General features: G+C 75.7%; 13 protein-coding genes. All 13 read left to right on the forward strand.

Annotated elements, in window-relative coordinates; genetic code table 11:
* Nucleotides 1–63: 63 nt before the first annotated feature.
* The 13 genes from OHA91_RS16615 to OHA91_RS16675 all read left to right on the forward strand — a co-directional run bounded on the left by OHA91_RS16615 (nucleotide 64) and on the right by OHA91_RS16675 (nucleotide 14,604).
* On the forward strand, nucleotides 64–2,172 hold the full coding sequence (locus tag OHA91_RS16615; protein WP_266499891.1) for an ATP-binding protein: 2,109 nt from the start codon (nucleotides 64–66) through the stop codon (nucleotides 2,170–2,172).
* A gap of 166 nt (nucleotides 2,173–2,338) precedes the next feature.
* Complete coding sequence (locus tag OHA91_RS16620) at nucleotides 2,339–3,898, forward strand: phage tail sheath family protein (RefSeq protein WP_031153513.1); 1,560 nt, start codon at nucleotides 2,339–2,341, stop codon at nucleotides 3,896–3,898.
* A 56-nt stretch (nucleotides 3,899–3,954) separates the two neighbouring features.
* Nucleotides 3,955–4,395 (forward strand): phage tail protein, encoded by a 441-nt coding sequence (locus OHA91_RS16625; protein WP_030031999.1) that lies wholly within the window; start codon nucleotides 3,955–3,957, stop codon nucleotides 4,393–4,395.
* Nucleotides 4,392–4,889: a zinc-ribbon domain-containing protein gene (locus OHA91_RS16630; protein WP_031153515.1), complete on the forward strand. Its 498-nt coding sequence runs from the start codon at nucleotides 4,392–4,394 to the stop codon at nucleotides 4,887–4,889. The genes OHA91_RS16625 and OHA91_RS16630 overlap by 4 nt, the downstream gene beginning before the upstream one ends.
* Nucleotides 4,886–5,044, forward strand: coding sequence for a DUF6760 family protein (locus OHA91_RS16635; protein ID WP_167344733.1), 159 nt, complete (start codon nucleotides 4,886–4,888; stop codon nucleotides 5,042–5,044). Before OHA91_RS16630 ends, OHA91_RS16635 begins: the two co-directional genes overlap by 4 nt.
* Before the next feature lie 4 nt (nucleotides 5,045–5,048).
* Nucleotides 5,049–8,180, forward strand: coding sequence for a hypothetical protein (locus OHA91_RS16640; RefSeq protein WP_328739541.1), 3,132 nt, complete (start codon nucleotides 5,049–5,051; stop codon nucleotides 8,178–8,180).
* Nucleotides 8,181–8,217: 37 nt separating this feature from the next.
* Nucleotides 8,218–8,643, forward strand: coding sequence for a phage tail protein (locus tag OHA91_RS16645; protein ID WP_030710062.1), 426 nt, complete (start codon nucleotides 8,218–8,220; stop codon nucleotides 8,641–8,643).
* A gap of 76 nt (nucleotides 8,644–8,719) precedes the next feature.
* Nucleotides 8,720–9,445: a CIS tube protein gene (locus tag OHA91_RS16650; protein WP_031153520.1), complete on the forward strand. Its 726-nt coding sequence runs from the start codon at nucleotides 8,720–8,722 to the stop codon at nucleotides 9,443–9,445.
* On the forward strand, nucleotides 9,442–11,259 hold the full coding sequence (locus OHA91_RS16655; RefSeq protein WP_031153522.1) for a VgrG-related protein: 1,818 nt from the start codon (nucleotides 9,442–9,444) through the stop codon (nucleotides 11,257–11,259). Before OHA91_RS16650 ends, OHA91_RS16655 begins: the two co-directional genes overlap by 4 nt.
* 51 nt (nucleotides 11,260–11,310) lie before the next feature.
* Nucleotides 11,311–11,628: a PAAR domain-containing protein gene (locus OHA91_RS16660; protein WP_031153524.1), complete on the forward strand. Its 318-nt coding sequence runs from the start codon at nucleotides 11,311–11,313 to the stop codon at nucleotides 11,626–11,628.
* Nucleotides 11,628–12,050: a GPW/gp25 family protein gene (locus OHA91_RS16665; RefSeq protein WP_030664125.1), complete on the forward strand. Its 423-nt coding sequence runs from the start codon at nucleotides 11,628–11,630 to the stop codon at nucleotides 12,048–12,050. Before OHA91_RS16660 ends, OHA91_RS16665 begins: the two co-directional genes overlap by 1 nt.
* A complete protein-coding gene (locus OHA91_RS16670) occupies nucleotides 12,050–14,035 on the forward strand; it encodes a putative baseplate assembly protein (RefSeq protein WP_031153526.1) in 1,986 nt (661 codons plus the stop codon). Before OHA91_RS16665 ends, OHA91_RS16670 begins: the two co-directional genes overlap by 1 nt.
* Entirely contained in the window at nucleotides 14,032–14,604 is a 573-nt protein-coding gene (locus OHA91_RS16675; RefSeq protein ID WP_328739542.1) for a phage tail protein, read from the forward strand. Before OHA91_RS16670 ends, OHA91_RS16675 begins: the two co-directional genes overlap by 4 nt.
* Nucleotides 14,605–16,211 lie beyond the last annotated feature (1,607 nt).

Consider the following 16,211-nt stretch of genomic DNA (forward strand, 5'->3'; position numbering starts at 1 on the left):
GCACCGGACCGGGAGCAGGCCCGGGAGCAGGACCCGGACCGGGACCTGGACCGGGACCGGGACCTGGACCTGGACCCTGCCCGCGGGGACGAGGTCCCGTACCTGTGGGCACGGCTCCGGCTCGTCGAGGAACGGGTCCGGCTGGCCGTGGAGCTCCGCCGCGCCGTCGACCCCGACCCGGACGACCCCTACCGGGGCCAGTACCTCACCCCCGAGGCGGTCGCCCGGATCCTGGACGAGGGCGAGGAGCACGGCCCCGGCCTGCCCGCCCTCGCCCCGGCCGGCCCGCCGCCGCCCGGCTCGCCGCTCGGCGTCCTCGCCACGCGCTTCGGGCTGGACCCCCTCGACGTGGACCTGCTCCTGGTCGCCCTGGCCCCGGACCTGGACGCCCGGTTCGAGCGGCTCTACGGCTACCTCAACGACGACCTGACGCGCCGCCGGCCCACGGTGGGGCTCGCCCTCGAACTGTGCGGCCGCGGCCGGTCCGCCGCCGCGCGCTTCCGGCTCTCCCCCGGCGCACCGCTCGTCGCGGGCGGCCTGCTGGAGGTCACCGAGCCCGAACGGCCGCCCCTGTCCCGGGTACTGGCCGTCCCGGACCGGGTCACCGCCCACCTGCTCGGCGCCGCCGCGCCCGATCCGCTCCTGGCCGAGGTGCTCGGCGAGGCCACCGACGACCCGGCCGTCGACCCCGGCGAGCTGCACCGGGCCGCCGCCGCGGCCGGGAGCGGCACCGGCCACGTCCACCTGCGCACCCGTGGCGGCGACCCCGAGGGCCTGGCCGCGGCCGCACTGCGCGCCCGCGGGCTGCGCCCCCTGGTCCTGGACCCGGCGGCGCTGACCCACCGCGCCCACGCCCTGCCCGCGCTCGCCCGCGCCGCGGCCCGCGAAGCCCGGCTGCTGGGCGGCGGCGTGCTGCTCGGGCCGCTGGAGGCACTGCCCGACAAGCCCGACGAGCGGGCCCACGTACTGCGCACCCTGTGCACGGTGCTGCGGGGCATCCCCCTGTTCACGCACGGCACCAGCGGCTGGGAGCCCGCCTGGGCGGCCGCCACCCCCGTCTCCCTGACGGTGGCGGCGCCCTCCCCCGACCGGCAGGCCGTGCGCTGGCGGCACGCGCTGGAGCGGGCCGCCGCCGAGCACGGCGGTACGGACGAGGCAGGCGGCGAGGGTGCGGCGGGCGGGGCGGAAGCGCTCGCCCGGTCCGTGTCCGCGCACCGTCTCGACGCCGGGCAGCTGCGGCGCGCCGCCGACACCGCGTCGCGCACCGCCGCCCTCGACGGCCGTCCCGTCTCCCCCGACGACCTGCGGACCGCCGTACGGGCACAGAACGGCGCGGGCCTGGCCCGCCTCGCCCGCCGCGTGGAGCCGGCCGTGGGCTGGGACGACCTGGTGCTGCCCGCCCCCACCCACCGCCGGCTGCGCGACCTCGCGGTGCGCGCGCGCCACCGCGACCAGGTGCTCGGGCAGTGGGGCATGCGGCCCGGCGGCGGACGCGGACGCGGGGTGATCGCACTGTTCGCGGGCTCCTCCGGCACCGGCAAGACCATGTCCGCCGAGGTGGTCGCCGCCGACCTGGGCATGGACCTGTACGTGGTGGACCTGTCCACGGTCGTCGACAAGTACGTCGGCGAGACCGAGAAGAACCTGGAACGGATCTTCACCGAGGCGTCGGCCGTCAACGCCGTGCTGCTCTTCGACGAGGCCGACGCGATCTTCGGGAAGCGCTCGGACGTGAAGGACTCCCACGACAAGCACGCCAACATGGAGTCGGCCTACCTGCTCCAGCGCATGGAGTCCTTCGACGGCATCGCCATCCTGACCACCAACCTGCGGGCCAACCTCGACGAGGCGTTCACCCGCCGCCTCGACGTGATCGCGGACTTCCCGGTGCCCGACGCCGCCCAGCGCCTCGCCCTGTGGGAACGCTGCCTGGGCGACCGGCTGCCCCGGGCCGACGACGTCGATCTCGGCTTCTGCGCCGACCGGTTCGAACTGGCCGGGGGCTCCATCCGGGCCTGCGCGGTGACGGCCGCCTACTTCGCGGCCGCGTCCGGTGAGCCGCTGACCATGCGCCAGGTGATGACCGCCGTCGCCCAGGAGTACCGCAAGCTCGGACGCCTGGTCCTGGAGGGCGAGTTCGGACCGTACCTGGGACAGGTCACGGACGTGTGACCAGGAGGGCGGGCCGGGCGGTCCCGCTGCCTGGACGGCCGGGCGGGGGTGCCCGAGAGGGCAGCGGACTTGCCCCTGACCAGGATCGAATTCCCCTGCCTGCGACGGCTTGCGCGCGGAAGGCTGTGACCCAGACCTGATTGCAAGACGTGACGAAGGAGCGAGCATGCCGACGTACCTCACCCCGGGCGTGTACGTGGAGGAGGTGCAGTCCGGTGCTCGCCCGATCGAAGGGGTCGGCACCGCCGTCGCCGCGTTCGTCGGGTTCGCCCAGAGCGGGCCCTTCCACGAACCGACGCTGGTCACCAACTGGGACCAGTACTCCCAGCACTTCGGCGGCTTCACCGAGGGCACCTACCTGCCCCATGCCGTCTACGGCTACTTCGCCAACGGCGGCGGCGCCGCGTACGTCGTCCGCATCGGCGGGCCGGCCCCTGACGCCTCCGCGCCGGCCGCCGCGGGAGCGGTCCCCCGGCCCCGCGCCGCGGAGCCCGTCGAACTCGGCGGCTTCCTGATCACGGCCCGCCCCGGCATCACCGGCGTGTCCGTGGAGATCGCCGACGCCGACGGGGACAACCCGCCGGAGGACCGCTTCAAGCTCCTGGTCCGCCAGGGCGAGCAGATCGCCGAGACGTACGAGGTCTCCGCCCGCAAGAACGTCAAGGGCTACCTCGTCACCCAGGCGCGCGCCTCGAAGCTGATCGAGGTCACCGAGCAGCGGTCCGCCACCCAGACCCGGCCCGCCGGCCAGACCGTGGCCCTGCCCGACGCCCCGGGCGCCACGGCCGCCGCGACCGGCCAGGGCACCGTGTCCCGGCTCGACCCGGCCGAGTACGTCGGCGACGCGGGCGCCCGCACCGGCTTCGCCGGCCTGGAGACCATCGACGAGATCACCATGGTCGCGGTGCCGGACCTGATGAGCGCCTACCAGCGCGGCGACATCGACGCCGAGGGTGTGCGCACCGTACAGCTCGCGGTGATCTCCCACTGCGAGCAGATGGGCGACCGGGTGGCCGTACTGGACACCCCGCCCGCACTGTCCGCGCAGCAGGTCCGCACCTGGCGCAACGACGAGGCGGGCTACGACTCCCGCTACGCCACCCTCTACTACCCGTGGGTCAAGGTCTTCGACCCCGCCTCGGGCCGCAACACGACCGTCCCGCCGAGCGGCCACATCGCCGGCGTGTGGGCGCGCAGCGACGCCGAGCGCGGCGTGCACAAGGCCCCCGCCAACGAGGTCATCCGCGGCGCGGTGGACCTGGAACTGCGCCTGAGCAAGGGCGAGCAGGACCTGCTCAACCCGATCGGCGTGAACTGCGTACGGGCCTTCCCCGGCCGCGGCATCCGGATCTGGGGTGCGCGCACCCTCTCCTCCGACCCGGCCTGGCGCTACCTGAACGTGCGCCGCCTCTTCAACTACCTGGAGGAGTCCATCCTCCTGGGCACCCAGTGGGTGGTCTTCGAGCCGAACGACGACAGGCTCTGGTCCAGCATCCGGCGCAACGTCACCGCGTTCCTGACCGAGGAGTGGCGCCGCGGCGCGCTGTTCGGCCGCACGGCGGCGGAGGCGTTCTACGTGAAGTGCGACCGGGACAACAACCCGCAGGAGTCGATCGACCAGGGCCGCGTGGTCTGTGAGATCGGCGTGTCGCCCGTCAAGCCGGCCGAGTTCGTGGTGTTCCGGCTGGCCCAGTTCTCCGACAGCACCAGCCTCGTCGACGAGTGACCCTGCCGGTCGGCGGCACCAGCATCACCGGCAGCAAGGAAAGGTGAAGGACAGTCATGGCAGAGGGCGATGCTCTTTCCACCCATATCTTCGGCGTGCAGCTCGGCGGCTACCTGGTCGAATCGATCCAGGAGATCAGCGGCCTGACCGTCGAGGAAGAGGTCGTCGAGGTCCGCCAGGTCAGCGCGGAGGGCAAGCAGATCATCCGCAAGCAGCCCGGCGCGCGCCAGGCGGGCGAGGTCACGATCACCCGGGGACTCGACAAGAGCAGCGAGTTCACCAAGTGGATCAAGGAGACGCTGAACAACGGCGCCGTCGACACCGCTCGGCAGAACCTCACGATCGAGATCAAGGACTCCACGGGCGCGACCATCCGCCGCATCCAGCTGATGCAGGGCTGGGCCTCCAAGTGGGAGGGCCCCTCCCTCAAGGCCGGCGAGTCCGCCGCGGCCACCGAGTCCGTGACCATCGTGTTCGAGGAGATCATCGTCGAATGAGGCGTCGCACGGTGACCGCGGGCAGCCTGGAGGAGATCCTCCAGGTCACGGCGCCCGCCCAGGCCCCGGAGCAGGCGGCGGCACCCCCGGCCGCCGCCGCTCCGGCCCCCCGTGAGGACCACGGGCTGCGCACGGAGTTCGAGTTCGAGCTCCCGCGCGGCTACGTGGACGAGGCGGGCACGGTGCACCGGCACGGCTCGATGCGCCTGGCCACCGCGCGCGACGAGCTCCGCCCGCAGATCGACCTGCGGGTCAAGGAGAACCCGGCGTACCTGAGCGTGGTGCTGCTGAGCCAGGTGATCACCCGGCTCGGCACCATCACCGACGTGCACGCCGGGGTCGTCGAGCGGATGTACGCGACCGACGTCGCGTTCCTCCAGGACTTCTACCGGCGCGTCAACAGCGAGGGCCACACCCGCGCGGCGGTCACCTGCCCGCACTGCGACGGCGGCTTCGAGGTCGACCTCTCCGGTGGGCGCCTGGGGGAATCGTGACGTACGCGCTCCCCCGGCTCCGGGAGGAGATCGCGTACATCGCCTACCACTTCCACTGGCGGCGCGACGAGATCCTCGACCTGACCCACGGCGAGCGCCAGGACTGGGTCACCGAGATAGCTCGTATCAACACCCGTGTGAACGAAGGCGGTTGAGCAGATGGCATGGCGGGACAGGCTGCGCCGGCGCACCGCCGTGCCGGACGCCGCTGCCGCTGGGGCGGCCGCGGCCCAGGACGGCGCCGCCGCGCGGGACGCCGGGTCTGCCGGGCCCTCCGGGACCTCCGGATCCGCCGTGCCGGGCGACTGGGACGGCGGCTGGCGCATGACCGCGCCGCCCCTGCTGACCGTCTCGCGGTCGGTCACGGGCGTCAGCGACGGTCTCGCCTTCCGTGCAGGCCTGGCCGCGTGGCGCAACCCGTCGTTCGACACGGGGCTCGCCCACGGCCTGCTGCCGTCCGCCCCCGCGGGACTCGTCCGCGGGGTCGCCCGCCCCGCCACCGCCCACCCCACCCACAGCGGCGGCGGCCCGCTGCTGCTGCGGGCACTACCCGCCGAGCCCACCGAGCCCGGTGCGGACCGGCAGCCCGGTCAGGCGGGACCGCCCGCACGCGAAACCCCCCAGATCCAGCGCCGCACCCGCCCCGGCACCACCGCGCCGAGCCGGCCCGCGTCCGGGTCCGGGTCCGGGTCCGGGTCCACGTCGGCCGAGAACCGCGGCGCGCCCACCGGCACCCCGGGCCCGGTCGTCTCGCGCGCCGTGACCCGCGGCAACGCGGGCACGTCCCCGCCGCCCGCGACGGCTCCGGAACCCACGTCCGCGTCCGCATCCGCGGCGGGCACCGCGGCACCGTCCCGCGGCACCGATCGCGCACAGCCCCGGACCACGGCCTCCGGCGCCGCGACGTCGGGCGGGTCCTCGGCTGCGGCCGGTACGCGGGGCCTGACGTCCACGCACTCCGCAGCCGTGCTCGGGGCGTCCGCGCCTGCCGTGCAGCGGGCCGCCGAGCCCGGCCGTTCGGCGACGCCCGCGCAGTTCCCGGTGGTCCGCCGGATCGCGGTGGTCCCCGGACCATCCGCCGCCGAAGGCGTGTCCGGCGCGCCCGTCCAGCGCGCCGCGGACGCCCGGCCCGCTCGTACGGCCGAGGGGGCTCCCGACACCGCCCACACCGCCGTGGTCCGGCCGCGCCCGGTCGGGCGCCCGCTCACCGCCGCCCGGGTCCCTGCCACACCCCGACGCCGCGTGGCCGCTGTCCGACCCCCCGTCGCGCCCGCGTCCGGCCCGGACACACCGGTGCAGCGTGCGCAGACCCGCGCCCCGCTCGGCACCCCGCCCACCGAGCTGCCGCCCGCGGCCACGCCCTCGACAGCCCCCGTCCCCCCTGCCGCACCTGCCATGCCGATGGTGCAGCGCCAGGCAGAACCGACTGCCACCGGTCCGGCGGCCGAGGAGCCGGTACGCACCCGCGCACCGCTCGGCGCCCCGCTCACCGAACTCCCGCCCACCCCGGCGCCGCCGAACCCCGCACCGGCCACCTCGGGCCCCGCCATGCCCACCGTGCAGCGACAGACAGAACCCGCAGCGAACGGCCCGACGGCCGAGAAGCCCATGCGCACCCGCGCCCCGCTCGGCGCACCCCTTCCCGAGCTCCCGCCCACGGCCTCGGTGCAGCGCCAGGCGGAGCCCGCGGCGAGCGGCCCGGCACCGGCGGCCGCCATGCCGACCGTGCAGCGACAGGCCGAGCCCGCGGCGAACGGCCCGGCACCCGATCCGGAGAAGCCGGTACGCACCCGCGCGCCCCTCGGCGTCCCGCTCACCGGACTCCCGCCCACCCCGGCGCCGCCGAACCCCACGCCGACCACCTCGGGCCCCGCCATGCCCACCGTGCAGCGACAGACAGAACCCGCAGCGAACGGCCCGACGGCCGAGAAGCCCATGCGCACCCGCGCCCCGCTCGGCGCCCCGCTCACCGAACTCCCGGCCACGGCAACGCCGTCGAGCCCCGCAGCGCCGGAATCCACCCCGGCCCTGCCCACCGTGCAACGGCGCACGGAACATGCGGCGAGCGGACCGGCACCGGCGGCCCCGGGCCCGGCGATGCCCACCGTGCAGCGACAGGCAGAACCTGCGGCGAACGGCCCGACGGCCGAGAAGCCCATGCGCACTCGCGCCCCGCTCGGCGCCCCGCTCACCGAACTCCCGGCCACCGCGACGCCGTCCAGGCCCGCGCCGACGGCCCCGGGCCCCGCCATGCCCACCGTGCAGCGACAAGCAGAGCCCGCGGCGAGCGGCCCCGCGACCTCCCCCGCCGGGCAGTACCGGGCAGGACCCGCGGAGCGGTCCGTGCCGCGCGTGCGCTCAGGGCTGGGGGCGCCCCTGTCCTCGCTGCCGGCGAGCGCCGACGTGCCCCGGGCCGCCGCCGCGCGACCGCAGGCGCCCTCCGTCCACGCACCCCTGCTGGGCGGCGCGGGCGGCGCCCACCGCCGTACCGGCGCCCCGCCGGTCCAGCGGGCCACCGCCACCGCCACCGCCCCGCCGCGGTCGGGCCCGGTCCCGCTCGTCGCCGCCCGCGCCGTCGGAGCCGTCGGAGCGGTCGGAGCGACGGCCGCGCCGGACGCGCCCCGGTCCCTCCAGCTGCTGCCGGCACGGCCCCTGGCCCTCGGCACCCGTGATGTGGCGGGCATGGGCAGCGCGCCCGCCGCCCCCCGCCCGGCCGGTCGGCCCGTGGTCCCGGCGCGCTGGTCCGCGCCGTCGGCCCCGTCGGCCCCGTCCGCCGCCGCCCCGCAGCCGATCCAGCGTGCCGTGGCCCCGGCCCCCCGTACCGCCGCCCCGCGCCCCGCACGCGCCGTGCGCCCGGCGCCCGCGTCGGCCGCGGCCCCCGCCACGGCGGCGGCTCCCCTGCCCGTGACCGGCCCGTACACGCCACCGCTCGTGGTCCAGCCGGCCCCCGCCGCCGCGGCCGCCGGATCCGTACCCGTCGTACGGCCCAGGGCGTCGGCCCCCGCCGCCGTCCCGGGCCCGGCCGTCCCCGTACCCCCGCCGGGCACCGGCCCGCCACCCCCCGTACAGCGCGACACGGGTCGGACCGGCCGGACCGGTCCCGGCCCGGCCGGCCCCGCCGCCGCGGCCCGCCGGCCGGAGGGCGCGCGCGACGCCGCGTCCCACGGCGGCGGGGACCTCGACCTGGACGACCTGGCGCGGCGGCTGCTCGACCCGGTCGCGCGCCTCCTGCGCACCGAGTTGCGGCGCGGTCGGGAACGCGCGGGCAGGCCCTTCGACGGGCGCCGCTGAGAACACGTACGCACGAGAAACGGACGACGACGGACCGATGACGGACAACATCTTCGCGACAAGCGTGTTCTTCCGGCTGGCGATCGGCGGCAACGACCTGGGCGCCTTCCACACCTGCTCGGGCATGGGCGCCGAGGTCGAGATGGAGAGCTACGCCGAGGGCGGCAACAACGGCTTCACCTGGCAGCTGCCCGGCCGTGTGACCTGGTCGAACATCACCCTCACCCGGCCCGTCACCGCCGACACGGCGAAGATCGGCCGCTGGCTGGACGAGACGCTGCGCCGGGTCGAGCCGAAGGACGGCGAGATCGTGGCGCTGCGGCCCGACCTGAGCCGGATCATCAGCTGGCAGGTGTTCGGGATCGTCCCGGTGCGCTGGCAGGGGCCGTCCTTCGACCCGGCCAACTCCGCAGCTGCGGTGGAGACGTTGGAGATCGCCCACCAGGGGCTGCTGCCCTCCTGACCTCCCACCGTCCCCGTCCGCCCCCTCCGCCCCCCATTCGTCCCCGTCCCCGCCGCCCCGGAAGGAAGTCCACGGCATGGCCTCATCGGCACGCGCCAGCCGCGCCCGGGCCCAGCTCACCCTCAAGGAGCCCCCGGCCTCCGTCGGGGCCAAGCCCGGCGGGACGATCGCCCGGCTCGACCTGCAGTTCAACCCGTCGACCCTGCAACTGGGCAAGACCACCGAGTGGCGGCGCTCCCCGTCCAGGATGGCGGGCCAGTCGGCGCTGCCCGAGTTCGTCGGCAGCGGACCGCGCACCCTGAGCCTGGACGTGTTCCTGGACGCCACCGCCACCCACGACAACTCGGTCGAGCAGGCGGTGGAGAAGCTGATGAAGGCGTGCGTGCCGACCCCGGCCAGCCTCGGCCGCAAGAAGCCGGCGAGCCCCTGGGTGCGCTTCGAGTGGGGCAGCGCGCGGACGACGTCGTTCGACGGGGTCCTGTCGAACCTGTCGGTGTCGTACACGCTCTTCGACGTGGACGGCAAGCCGCTGCGGGCCACCTGCTCGCTGTCCATCGAGGAAGCGAGCGTCGACCCGCCCGGCCAGAACCCGACCTCCGGCTCACGCACCGCCCGCAGCACGCACACCGTGGTGGCGGGCGACAGCCTGGCCATGCTGGCCTGGCGCGAATACGGCGACGCGACGGCCTGGCGGGTCATCGCGGAGGCCAACGGCATAGACGACCCGATGGCACTCGTCCCCGGCACCGAGATCGTGGTGCCGGGCACGCGGGACCAGCACGGCGAGGAGGAACAGCGGTGAGCGGGTCCGAGTCCGGGGGCCGGTCGTTCGCGGCCGACCCCATCGTGGAAGCCCCCGGTGAACTGCCGCAGATCTGGGCGGCGCAGCTGGTCTCCTGCGTCGTCGACGAGAACGTCGGCCTGCCCGACACCGCGCTGCTCACCTACCGCGACCCCGACCACGAGTTCCTGCGCGCCACCGGCATCACCATCGGCACCCCGCTGCGGGTGTCGGTGGCGACCGTGAAGGGGCAGGCACGGGAGCGGCTGTTCAACGGCGAGGTCACGGCCCTGGAGATCGACCGGGACCGCACCGGCTCGTTCACCGTCGTGCGCGCCTACTCCAAGGCGCACCGCCTCCAGCGCGGCCGCAAGGTCGTCGCGTACCGGAACATGACGGCCGCCGCCATCGTCCGCAAGGTGGCGGCCGGAGCCGGCCTGTCCGTCGGGAAGGTCGAAGCCGCACCGGTCACGTACAAGCAGCTGTCCCAGGCGAACGTCTCCGACTGGGACTTCCTGCAGTTCCTCGCCGGCGAGAGCGGCGCACAGGTACGCGTCGACGACAAGGGACTGCTCCAGTTCACCCGGCCCGTGAAGGCGTCCGGGGCGCCCGCCCCGTCGACGTCGGCGGTGCGCGACCCGATGGTCCTGGAGTACGGGCGCAACCTCCTCGCCCTGCGGGCCGCCCTGTCGGCCGCCGACGGCGCCTCGAAGGTGCAGGTGCGCGGCTGGGACGTGACCACGAAGCGGCCGCTCGTCGCCGAGCAGCCGTCCGTGGTCAGCGACACGGTGGTGCCGGGCCTCGGCCCGCAGACCGCCGCGCGCTTCGGGACGGCGTCCGTGTCCGTCACCGACACCCCCTACCGCACGCAGGCCGAGACGGCGGCGGTCGCGAAGGCGACGGCGGCCCAGATCAGCGCCGGCTTCGGCGAACTGGAGGCGGTCGCCGAGGGCAACCCGCTGCTGCGGGCCGGCAAGCCCGTCGCGCTCGGCAACGTCGGGCAGGCGTTCTCCGGCCGGTACACGGCCACGGCCGTCCAGCACGTCCTGGAGCCGCACGGCGGCTTCCGCACGACCGTGTGGGTCAGCGCCAGCCCGGACCGCTCCCTGACCGGCCTGGTGACCGGCGCCAACGCGCCGGGGCGCGGGCCGCGCATCCCCGGGCTGGCGATCGGCGTGGTGACGGACGTGCGCGAGCCGAACGGCTCCCAACGCGGCGCGGTCCGGCTGAAGTTCCCGTGGCTGGACGACACCTACGTCTCCGACTGGGTGCGCACCGTCCAGTGGGGCGGCAAGGGCGGCGGCGGGGTGGTCAGCCCCGAGGTCAACGACGAGGTGCTCGTCGGCTTCGAGCAGGGCCTGCTCGACAGCCCGTACGTCATCGGCGGCCTCTACAACGGCGTCGACCAGCCCTCGCCGCACGACGTGCCGCTGGTCGACAAGACCAGCGGCAAGGTCAACCGCCGCTCGATCGTGTCGCGTTCGGGCCACCGCGTGGAACTGCTGGACGCGGCGGCGCCGGGCCCCTCCGGGCTGCGGCTGGTGACCGGGGACGAGCGGCTAGAAGTACGCATGGACGACCGCCGGGACCGCATCGAGCTCACCGTGTACGCCGGCCGGGGCCGCCCGCTGACCTCCGTCCTCATGGACAAGAACGGCATCACCCTGGACGCCCGGCAGGGCACCGTGAAGGTGTCCGGCCGCCAGGTGGACATCGACGGGACCGCCGGCGTCAGCATCGGCGGCCGGTCGGTGAAGGTGTCCGGAACCGCGGACGTCACGGTCAACGGCGGCCTGCTCGCCGTCCTCAAGGCCCGCCTCATCCGCATCAACTGACGCCCGCCCCAGCCCCCTTACGCCACGCCCGCCGTCCCCGAGGAGCACCCGATGCCAGCCGCAGCCCGTACCGGCGACCCCACCAACCACGGTGGCCGGCTCGCCACGCCACCGCCCGGCGCCGCCGCGCGGGTGGCCACGGTGCTGATCGGCGGCCGACCCGCCGCCGTCGTGGGCAGCCTGCACGTCTGCGTGGTCCCGCCGCACGCCGCCCTCGGACCGGCCAACGTGATCATGCCGAACCCGGCCGCCCTCGCCTCCGGCACGGTGCTCATCGGCGGGCTGCCCGCCGCCCGCGCCCGCGACCAGACGGCGTGCGGCGCGATGGTCCTCACCGGCGCCCTCGACGTCCTGATCGGAGGCGTGTGATGAGCGAACGGTTCATCGGACGCGGCTGGGCCTTCCCCCTGCGCGTCGGACCGACCGGCGGCATCGCCATGGTCGAACGCGAACGCGAACTGGAGGAGGCCATCCGCCTCGTCCTGGGCACCGCGCCCGGCGAACGGCCCATGCGGCCCGAATTCGGCTGCGGCATCCACGAGTACGTCTTCGCCCCCGGCGACGGCGACACCGCCGGCCGGGTCGCCCAGCAGGTGCGCGAGGCCCTGGAACGCTGGGAGCCCCGGATCACCGTCGACGACGTCGTCGTCGCCTTCGACGCCGTCGAGGCGGGCACCCTCTACATCGATGTGCACTACACGGTGCGCACCACCAACGACCGGCGCAACCTGGTCTTCCCCTTCTACACGATCCCCTCCGAGGAGGGGGCCGAGGAAATGGTCGCGGACTGATGGCCCTGCCCTCCCCCAACCTGGACGACCGACGGTTCCAGCAGCTCGTCGACGAGGCGAAGCGGTACGTACAGCAGCGCGCCCCGGAGTGGACCGACCACAACGTCTCCGACCCGGGCGTCACCCTCATCGAGACGTTCGCCTACCTCGTGGACCAGCTGCTGTACCGGCTCAACCGGGTCCCGGACAAGAACTACCTGGCGTTCCTCGACCTGCTGGGCATCCAGCTGTACCCGCCCGCGGCGGCCGCCGCCGACGTCGACTTCTGGCTGTCGGCACCCCAGCCCGACACCGTCACCCTGCCCGCGGGCACCGAGGTGACGACCGAGGTGACCACCGCGGCCGGCGACACCGAGGAGGCCGTGGTCTTCGCCACCACCGACGACCTGCGGATCCTGCCCAGCGAGCTGACGAAACTGGTCACCGCGCCCCGCACCGGCGAGCCCGCCGACCGGACCGGCGCGCTCACCGAGGGCCGCGACATACCGTGCTTCCAGGCGACGCCCGAACCCGGCGACGCCCTGCTCTTCGGCCTGCCGACGGCGGTGCCGCGCTGCGTGGTCGCGGTACGCCTCGACAGCCGCGTCGAAGGCGTCGGCGTCGACCCGCGCCAGCCCCCGCTGGTGTGGGAGGCCTGGGACGGCGGCCGCTGGCAGCGCTGCGCCACCGACTCCGACAGCACCGGCGGCCTCAACCGGCCCGGCGAGATCATCGTCTACGTCCCGGCCGGACACACCGCGTCGGTGGTCAGCGGGACCCGCGCGGGCTGGCTGCGCTGCCGGGTCACCGAGCCCGAGCCCGGCCAGCCGTTCTACTCCGAATCCCCGACCGTGCGCGAGGCCGCCGTCTTCACCGTCGGCGGCACCATGACCGTGGAGCACGCCGAGCGCGTCGCCGACGTACCGCTCGGCGCGTCCGAGGGCGTCGCCGGGCAGAGCTTCCGCCTCGGCCGCCCGCCCGTACTGCTCGACGGGGAGCCCCCGGTGGTGGAGGTGTCCTCTCCCGAGGGCTGGCAGCGCTGGGACGTCGTCGAGCACTTCGGCCGCTCCGGGCCCGACGACCGGCACGTCCGCGTGGACGCCACCACCGGCGAGTTCTCCTTCCCGCCGGTGCTGCGCGAGGCCGACGGCAGCCTGCGCCCCTGCGGCGCCGTACCGCCCAAGGGCTCCCAGATCCGTGTGGCCCGCTACCGCACGGGCGGCGGCCCGGCGGGCAACGTCTCGCGCGGCGCGATCTCCGTACTGCGCAGCTCCGTCCCGTACATAGCCCGGGTCGTCAACCGGGAGGCGGCGCGCGGCGGCGTCGCCGGGGAGACCATCGACAACGCCAAGCTGCGCGCTCCCGAGGCACTGCGCATGCAGGAACGCGCGGTCACCGCCGAGGACTACGAGATCATCGCCCGCCGGGCGGCGCCCTCGGTGCGCCGCGTGCGCTGCCTGCCCGCCACGGACGGCGGGCAGGGCGCGGGCTCCGTACGCGTCCTCGTGGTGCCCGACGCGGTCGCCGACGAGGGCGACCGGCTCCGCTTCGAGCAGCTGATCCCCTCCGACCAGGTCCTCGCCGCGATCACCACGACCCTCGACGAAAGGCGCCTGATCGGCACCGGCCTCGTCGTGCAACCCCCCGTCTACCAGGGCGTCACCGTCGTCGCCCGCCTGTCGGCGCCCGCCGCCGACGCCGACCGGGTGCGCGACGCGGCGCTCGCCGCACTGTTCCGGCACCTCAACCCGCTGCACGGCGGACCCGACGGCACCGGCTGGCCGTTCGGCCGGCCCGTGCAGTACGGCGAGGTGTTCGGCGTACTGCAACGCGCCGTCGGGGACGTGCTGGTGGAGGAGATCAGGCTGTTCGCCGCCGACCCGATCACGGGACGGCGCGGCGCACCCGTCGACCGCATCGACATCGGCGCGGGCACGCTCGTCTTCTCCTACCAGCACCAGGTGGTCGTGACCGAGCCCGAGCCGGGGACGGGGGTGCACGGATGAACCGGGCCGCCGTACCCGGCCTCCCCAGCCGGCATCCGATCGGCGAGCAGCTGCCCGCGCTGTACGCCGACGACGACTTCGCCCAGCGGTTCACGGCGGGCCTGGACACGGTCCTGGCCCCGATGTTCACGACCCTCGACAACCTGCCCGCGTACTTCGACCCCCGGCTGGCCCCGGCCGACTTCCTGTCCTGGCTGGCCTCCTGGGTCGGCGCCGCGGACGACGCCGACTGGCCGACCGCACTGCGGCGCGAGGCGGTGGCCCGCGCGGTGGAACTGCACCGGTGGCGGGGCACCCGGCGCGGCCTGGTGGAGGCCCTGCGCCTGGTCCTGGGCGTGTCCGCCGACGTCAGCGGGGACGGCGGGGCCGTCTGGTCCCGCACGGCCGGCACCGAGCCGACCCCCGTGGCGGCCGGCGAGGTCCTCGTACGGGTGTGGCCGCGCGAGGCGGACGCCCCGTACGGGGTGGACGCCGACCGGGTCCGCGCACTCGTCCGCACCCTGTGCCCCGTGCACACGGTCTGCCGGGTGGAGATCCTGCCCGGCCCGCCCGCGCCCGAAGGGAGCTGACGGCCATGCGTACGTGTCCCGCGTGCGGGGCCTCCAACGCCCCGACGGACGACTTCTGCACCAACTGCGGCGCCTACCTCAACTGGTCCTCCCCCACCCCAACGGCACCCCCTGCCGAGGAGCCCGCCCCCCAGCAGGGCACGCCCCAGGCCGCTCCGGCCCAGGGGAACGCCCCCGAGGGCACGACGCCCGGCCGGACCGGTCCGGCCCGAAGCGGACCGCCCCCGGGAGCCACGGGCCGGCGTCGGACACCCGGGGACAACACTGCCCAGGGGCCCACCCCTCAGCCCGCCCCACCCCAGCCGGCCCCAGCCCGGAGCGACACGCCCCGGGGCGCGGCCCAGGGCGGAACGGCCCGGCAGGGCATGCCCCAGGACGGCACCCACCCCAGCGGTACGGCCCAGGCCGGCACACCCCGGGAAGGCACTGCCCAGGGGAGCGCCCCCGGGGACGCAACGCCCCAGAACGACACCACCGGTCAGGACACCCACCAGGCCGCCCCGGCTCAGGGCACCTCAGCCCAAGAGGCGACCCCCCAGCGGGGCACGCCCCACCCCGGGACGGCCACCCAGGCGGGTGCGCCCTGGGGAGGCACCACCCAACAGGGCACCCCCCAGGGCGGAACGACCCCGAAGACCACCCTCCAGAGCGGGACAACCCCCGAGGCCACCCCCCAGCGGGGCACGGCCCGGCAGGGCACGGCCCAAGGAGGCACGACCCAACAGGCCACCGCCCAGGGCGGAACGACCCCCGAGGCCACCCCCCAGCGGGGCACGGCCCGGCAGGGCACGGCCCAAGGAGGCACGACCCAACAGGCCACCGCCCAGGGCGGAACGACCCCCGAGGCCACCCCCCAGCGGGGCACGGCCCGGCAGGGCACGGCCCAAGGAGGCACGACCCAACAGGCCACCGCCCAGGGCGGAACGACCCCGGAGACCACCCCCCAGGGGGGCACGGCCCGGCAGGGGGCGGCCCGGGGCGGGACGGCTCAAAGCGGCACGTCCCGGCCGGGGGCGGCCGAAGGGGCGGCGCACCCCGGGGCCACGCCCCACGAAGGCGCCCCCCGACAGGCCGCGGCCCAGGGCGGCACGCCCCGGCAGGGCACGAACGCGGAGGGCACCACTCTGGGCGGCGCCCCCCGCGCCGACGTGCCTCGGCAGGACACGGTCCGAGGCACCGCGCCCCAGGAGGCCCACCTGCAGGGCGGGACCCCCGGACGGGGCACAGCACAAGAAGCAGCGCCCCTGGGCGGGACGCCCCAGGAACCCACCCTTCAGACCGGAACCCCCGGACCGGGCACAACGCAGGAGGCAGCACCCCTGGGCGGCACGCCCGGGAGGGGCGCCGCCCAGGATCCGGCGCACCCTGGCGGCGCACCGCAGGGCGGGACCGCCCGGGAGGGTACGCCCGAGGCCACAACACCCCACGGGCGCACGGAACAAGAAGGCACCCCGCGCGGCGGAACGCCGTCCCGGCAGGACACCCCCCACGGGGCCAACCCCCGACAGGGCGCCGCACAGGAGAGTGCGACGGAGGACGGGGCGGAGTCGGCCGCACCCGCGCCCGGCGCTGCGGATCGGTGGTTCTCCCGGCTGCGCAGGGGGCCC

It is taken from the genome of Streptomyces erythrochromogenes (assembly GCF_036170895.1).
GTDB classification, from domain to species: domain Bacteria; phylum Actinomycetota; class Actinomycetes; order Streptomycetales; family Streptomycetaceae; genus Streptomyces; species Streptomyces erythrochromogenes.

What these genes read in the sequence shown, in the direction of transcription:
- OHA91_RS16675 (WP_328739542.1), top strand. Translation starts at nt 14,032, where the DNA reads ATGAACCGGGCCGCCGTACCCGGCCTCCCCAGCCGGCATCCGATCGGC.
- OHA91_RS16670 (WP_031153526.1), top strand. Translation starts at nt 12,050, where the DNA reads ATGGCCCTGCCCTCCCCCAACCTGGACGACCGACGGTTCCAGCAGCTC.
- OHA91_RS16645 (WP_030710062.1), top strand. Translation starts at nt 8,218, where the DNA reads ATGACGGACAACATCTTCGCGACAAGCGTGTTCTTCCGGCTGGCGATC.
- OHA91_RS16665 (WP_030664125.1), top strand. Translation starts at nt 11,628, where the DNA reads ATGAGCGAACGGTTCATCGGACGCGGCTGGGCCTTCCCCCTGCGCGTC.
- OHA91_RS16640 (WP_328739541.1), top strand. Translation starts at nt 5,049, where the DNA reads ATGGCATGGCGGGACAGGCTGCGCCGGCGCACCGCCGTGCCGGACGCC.
- OHA91_RS16660 (WP_031153524.1), top strand. Translation starts at nt 11,311, where the DNA reads ATGCCAGCCGCAGCCCGTACCGGCGACCCCACCAACCACGGTGGCCGG.
- OHA91_RS16620 (WP_031153513.1), top strand. Translation starts at nt 2,339, where the DNA reads ATGCCGACGTACCTCACCCCGGGCGTGTACGTGGAGGAGGTGCAGTCC.
- OHA91_RS16650 (WP_031153520.1), top strand. Translation starts at nt 8,720, where the DNA reads ATGGCCTCATCGGCACGCGCCAGCCGCGCCCGGGCCCAGCTCACCCTC.
- OHA91_RS16630 (WP_031153515.1), top strand. Translation starts at nt 4,392, where the DNA reads ATGAGGCGTCGCACGGTGACCGCGGGCAGCCTGGAGGAGATCCTCCAG.
- OHA91_RS16625 (WP_030031999.1), top strand. Translation starts at nt 3,955, where the DNA reads ATGGCAGAGGGCGATGCTCTTTCCACCCATATCTTCGGCGTGCAGCTC.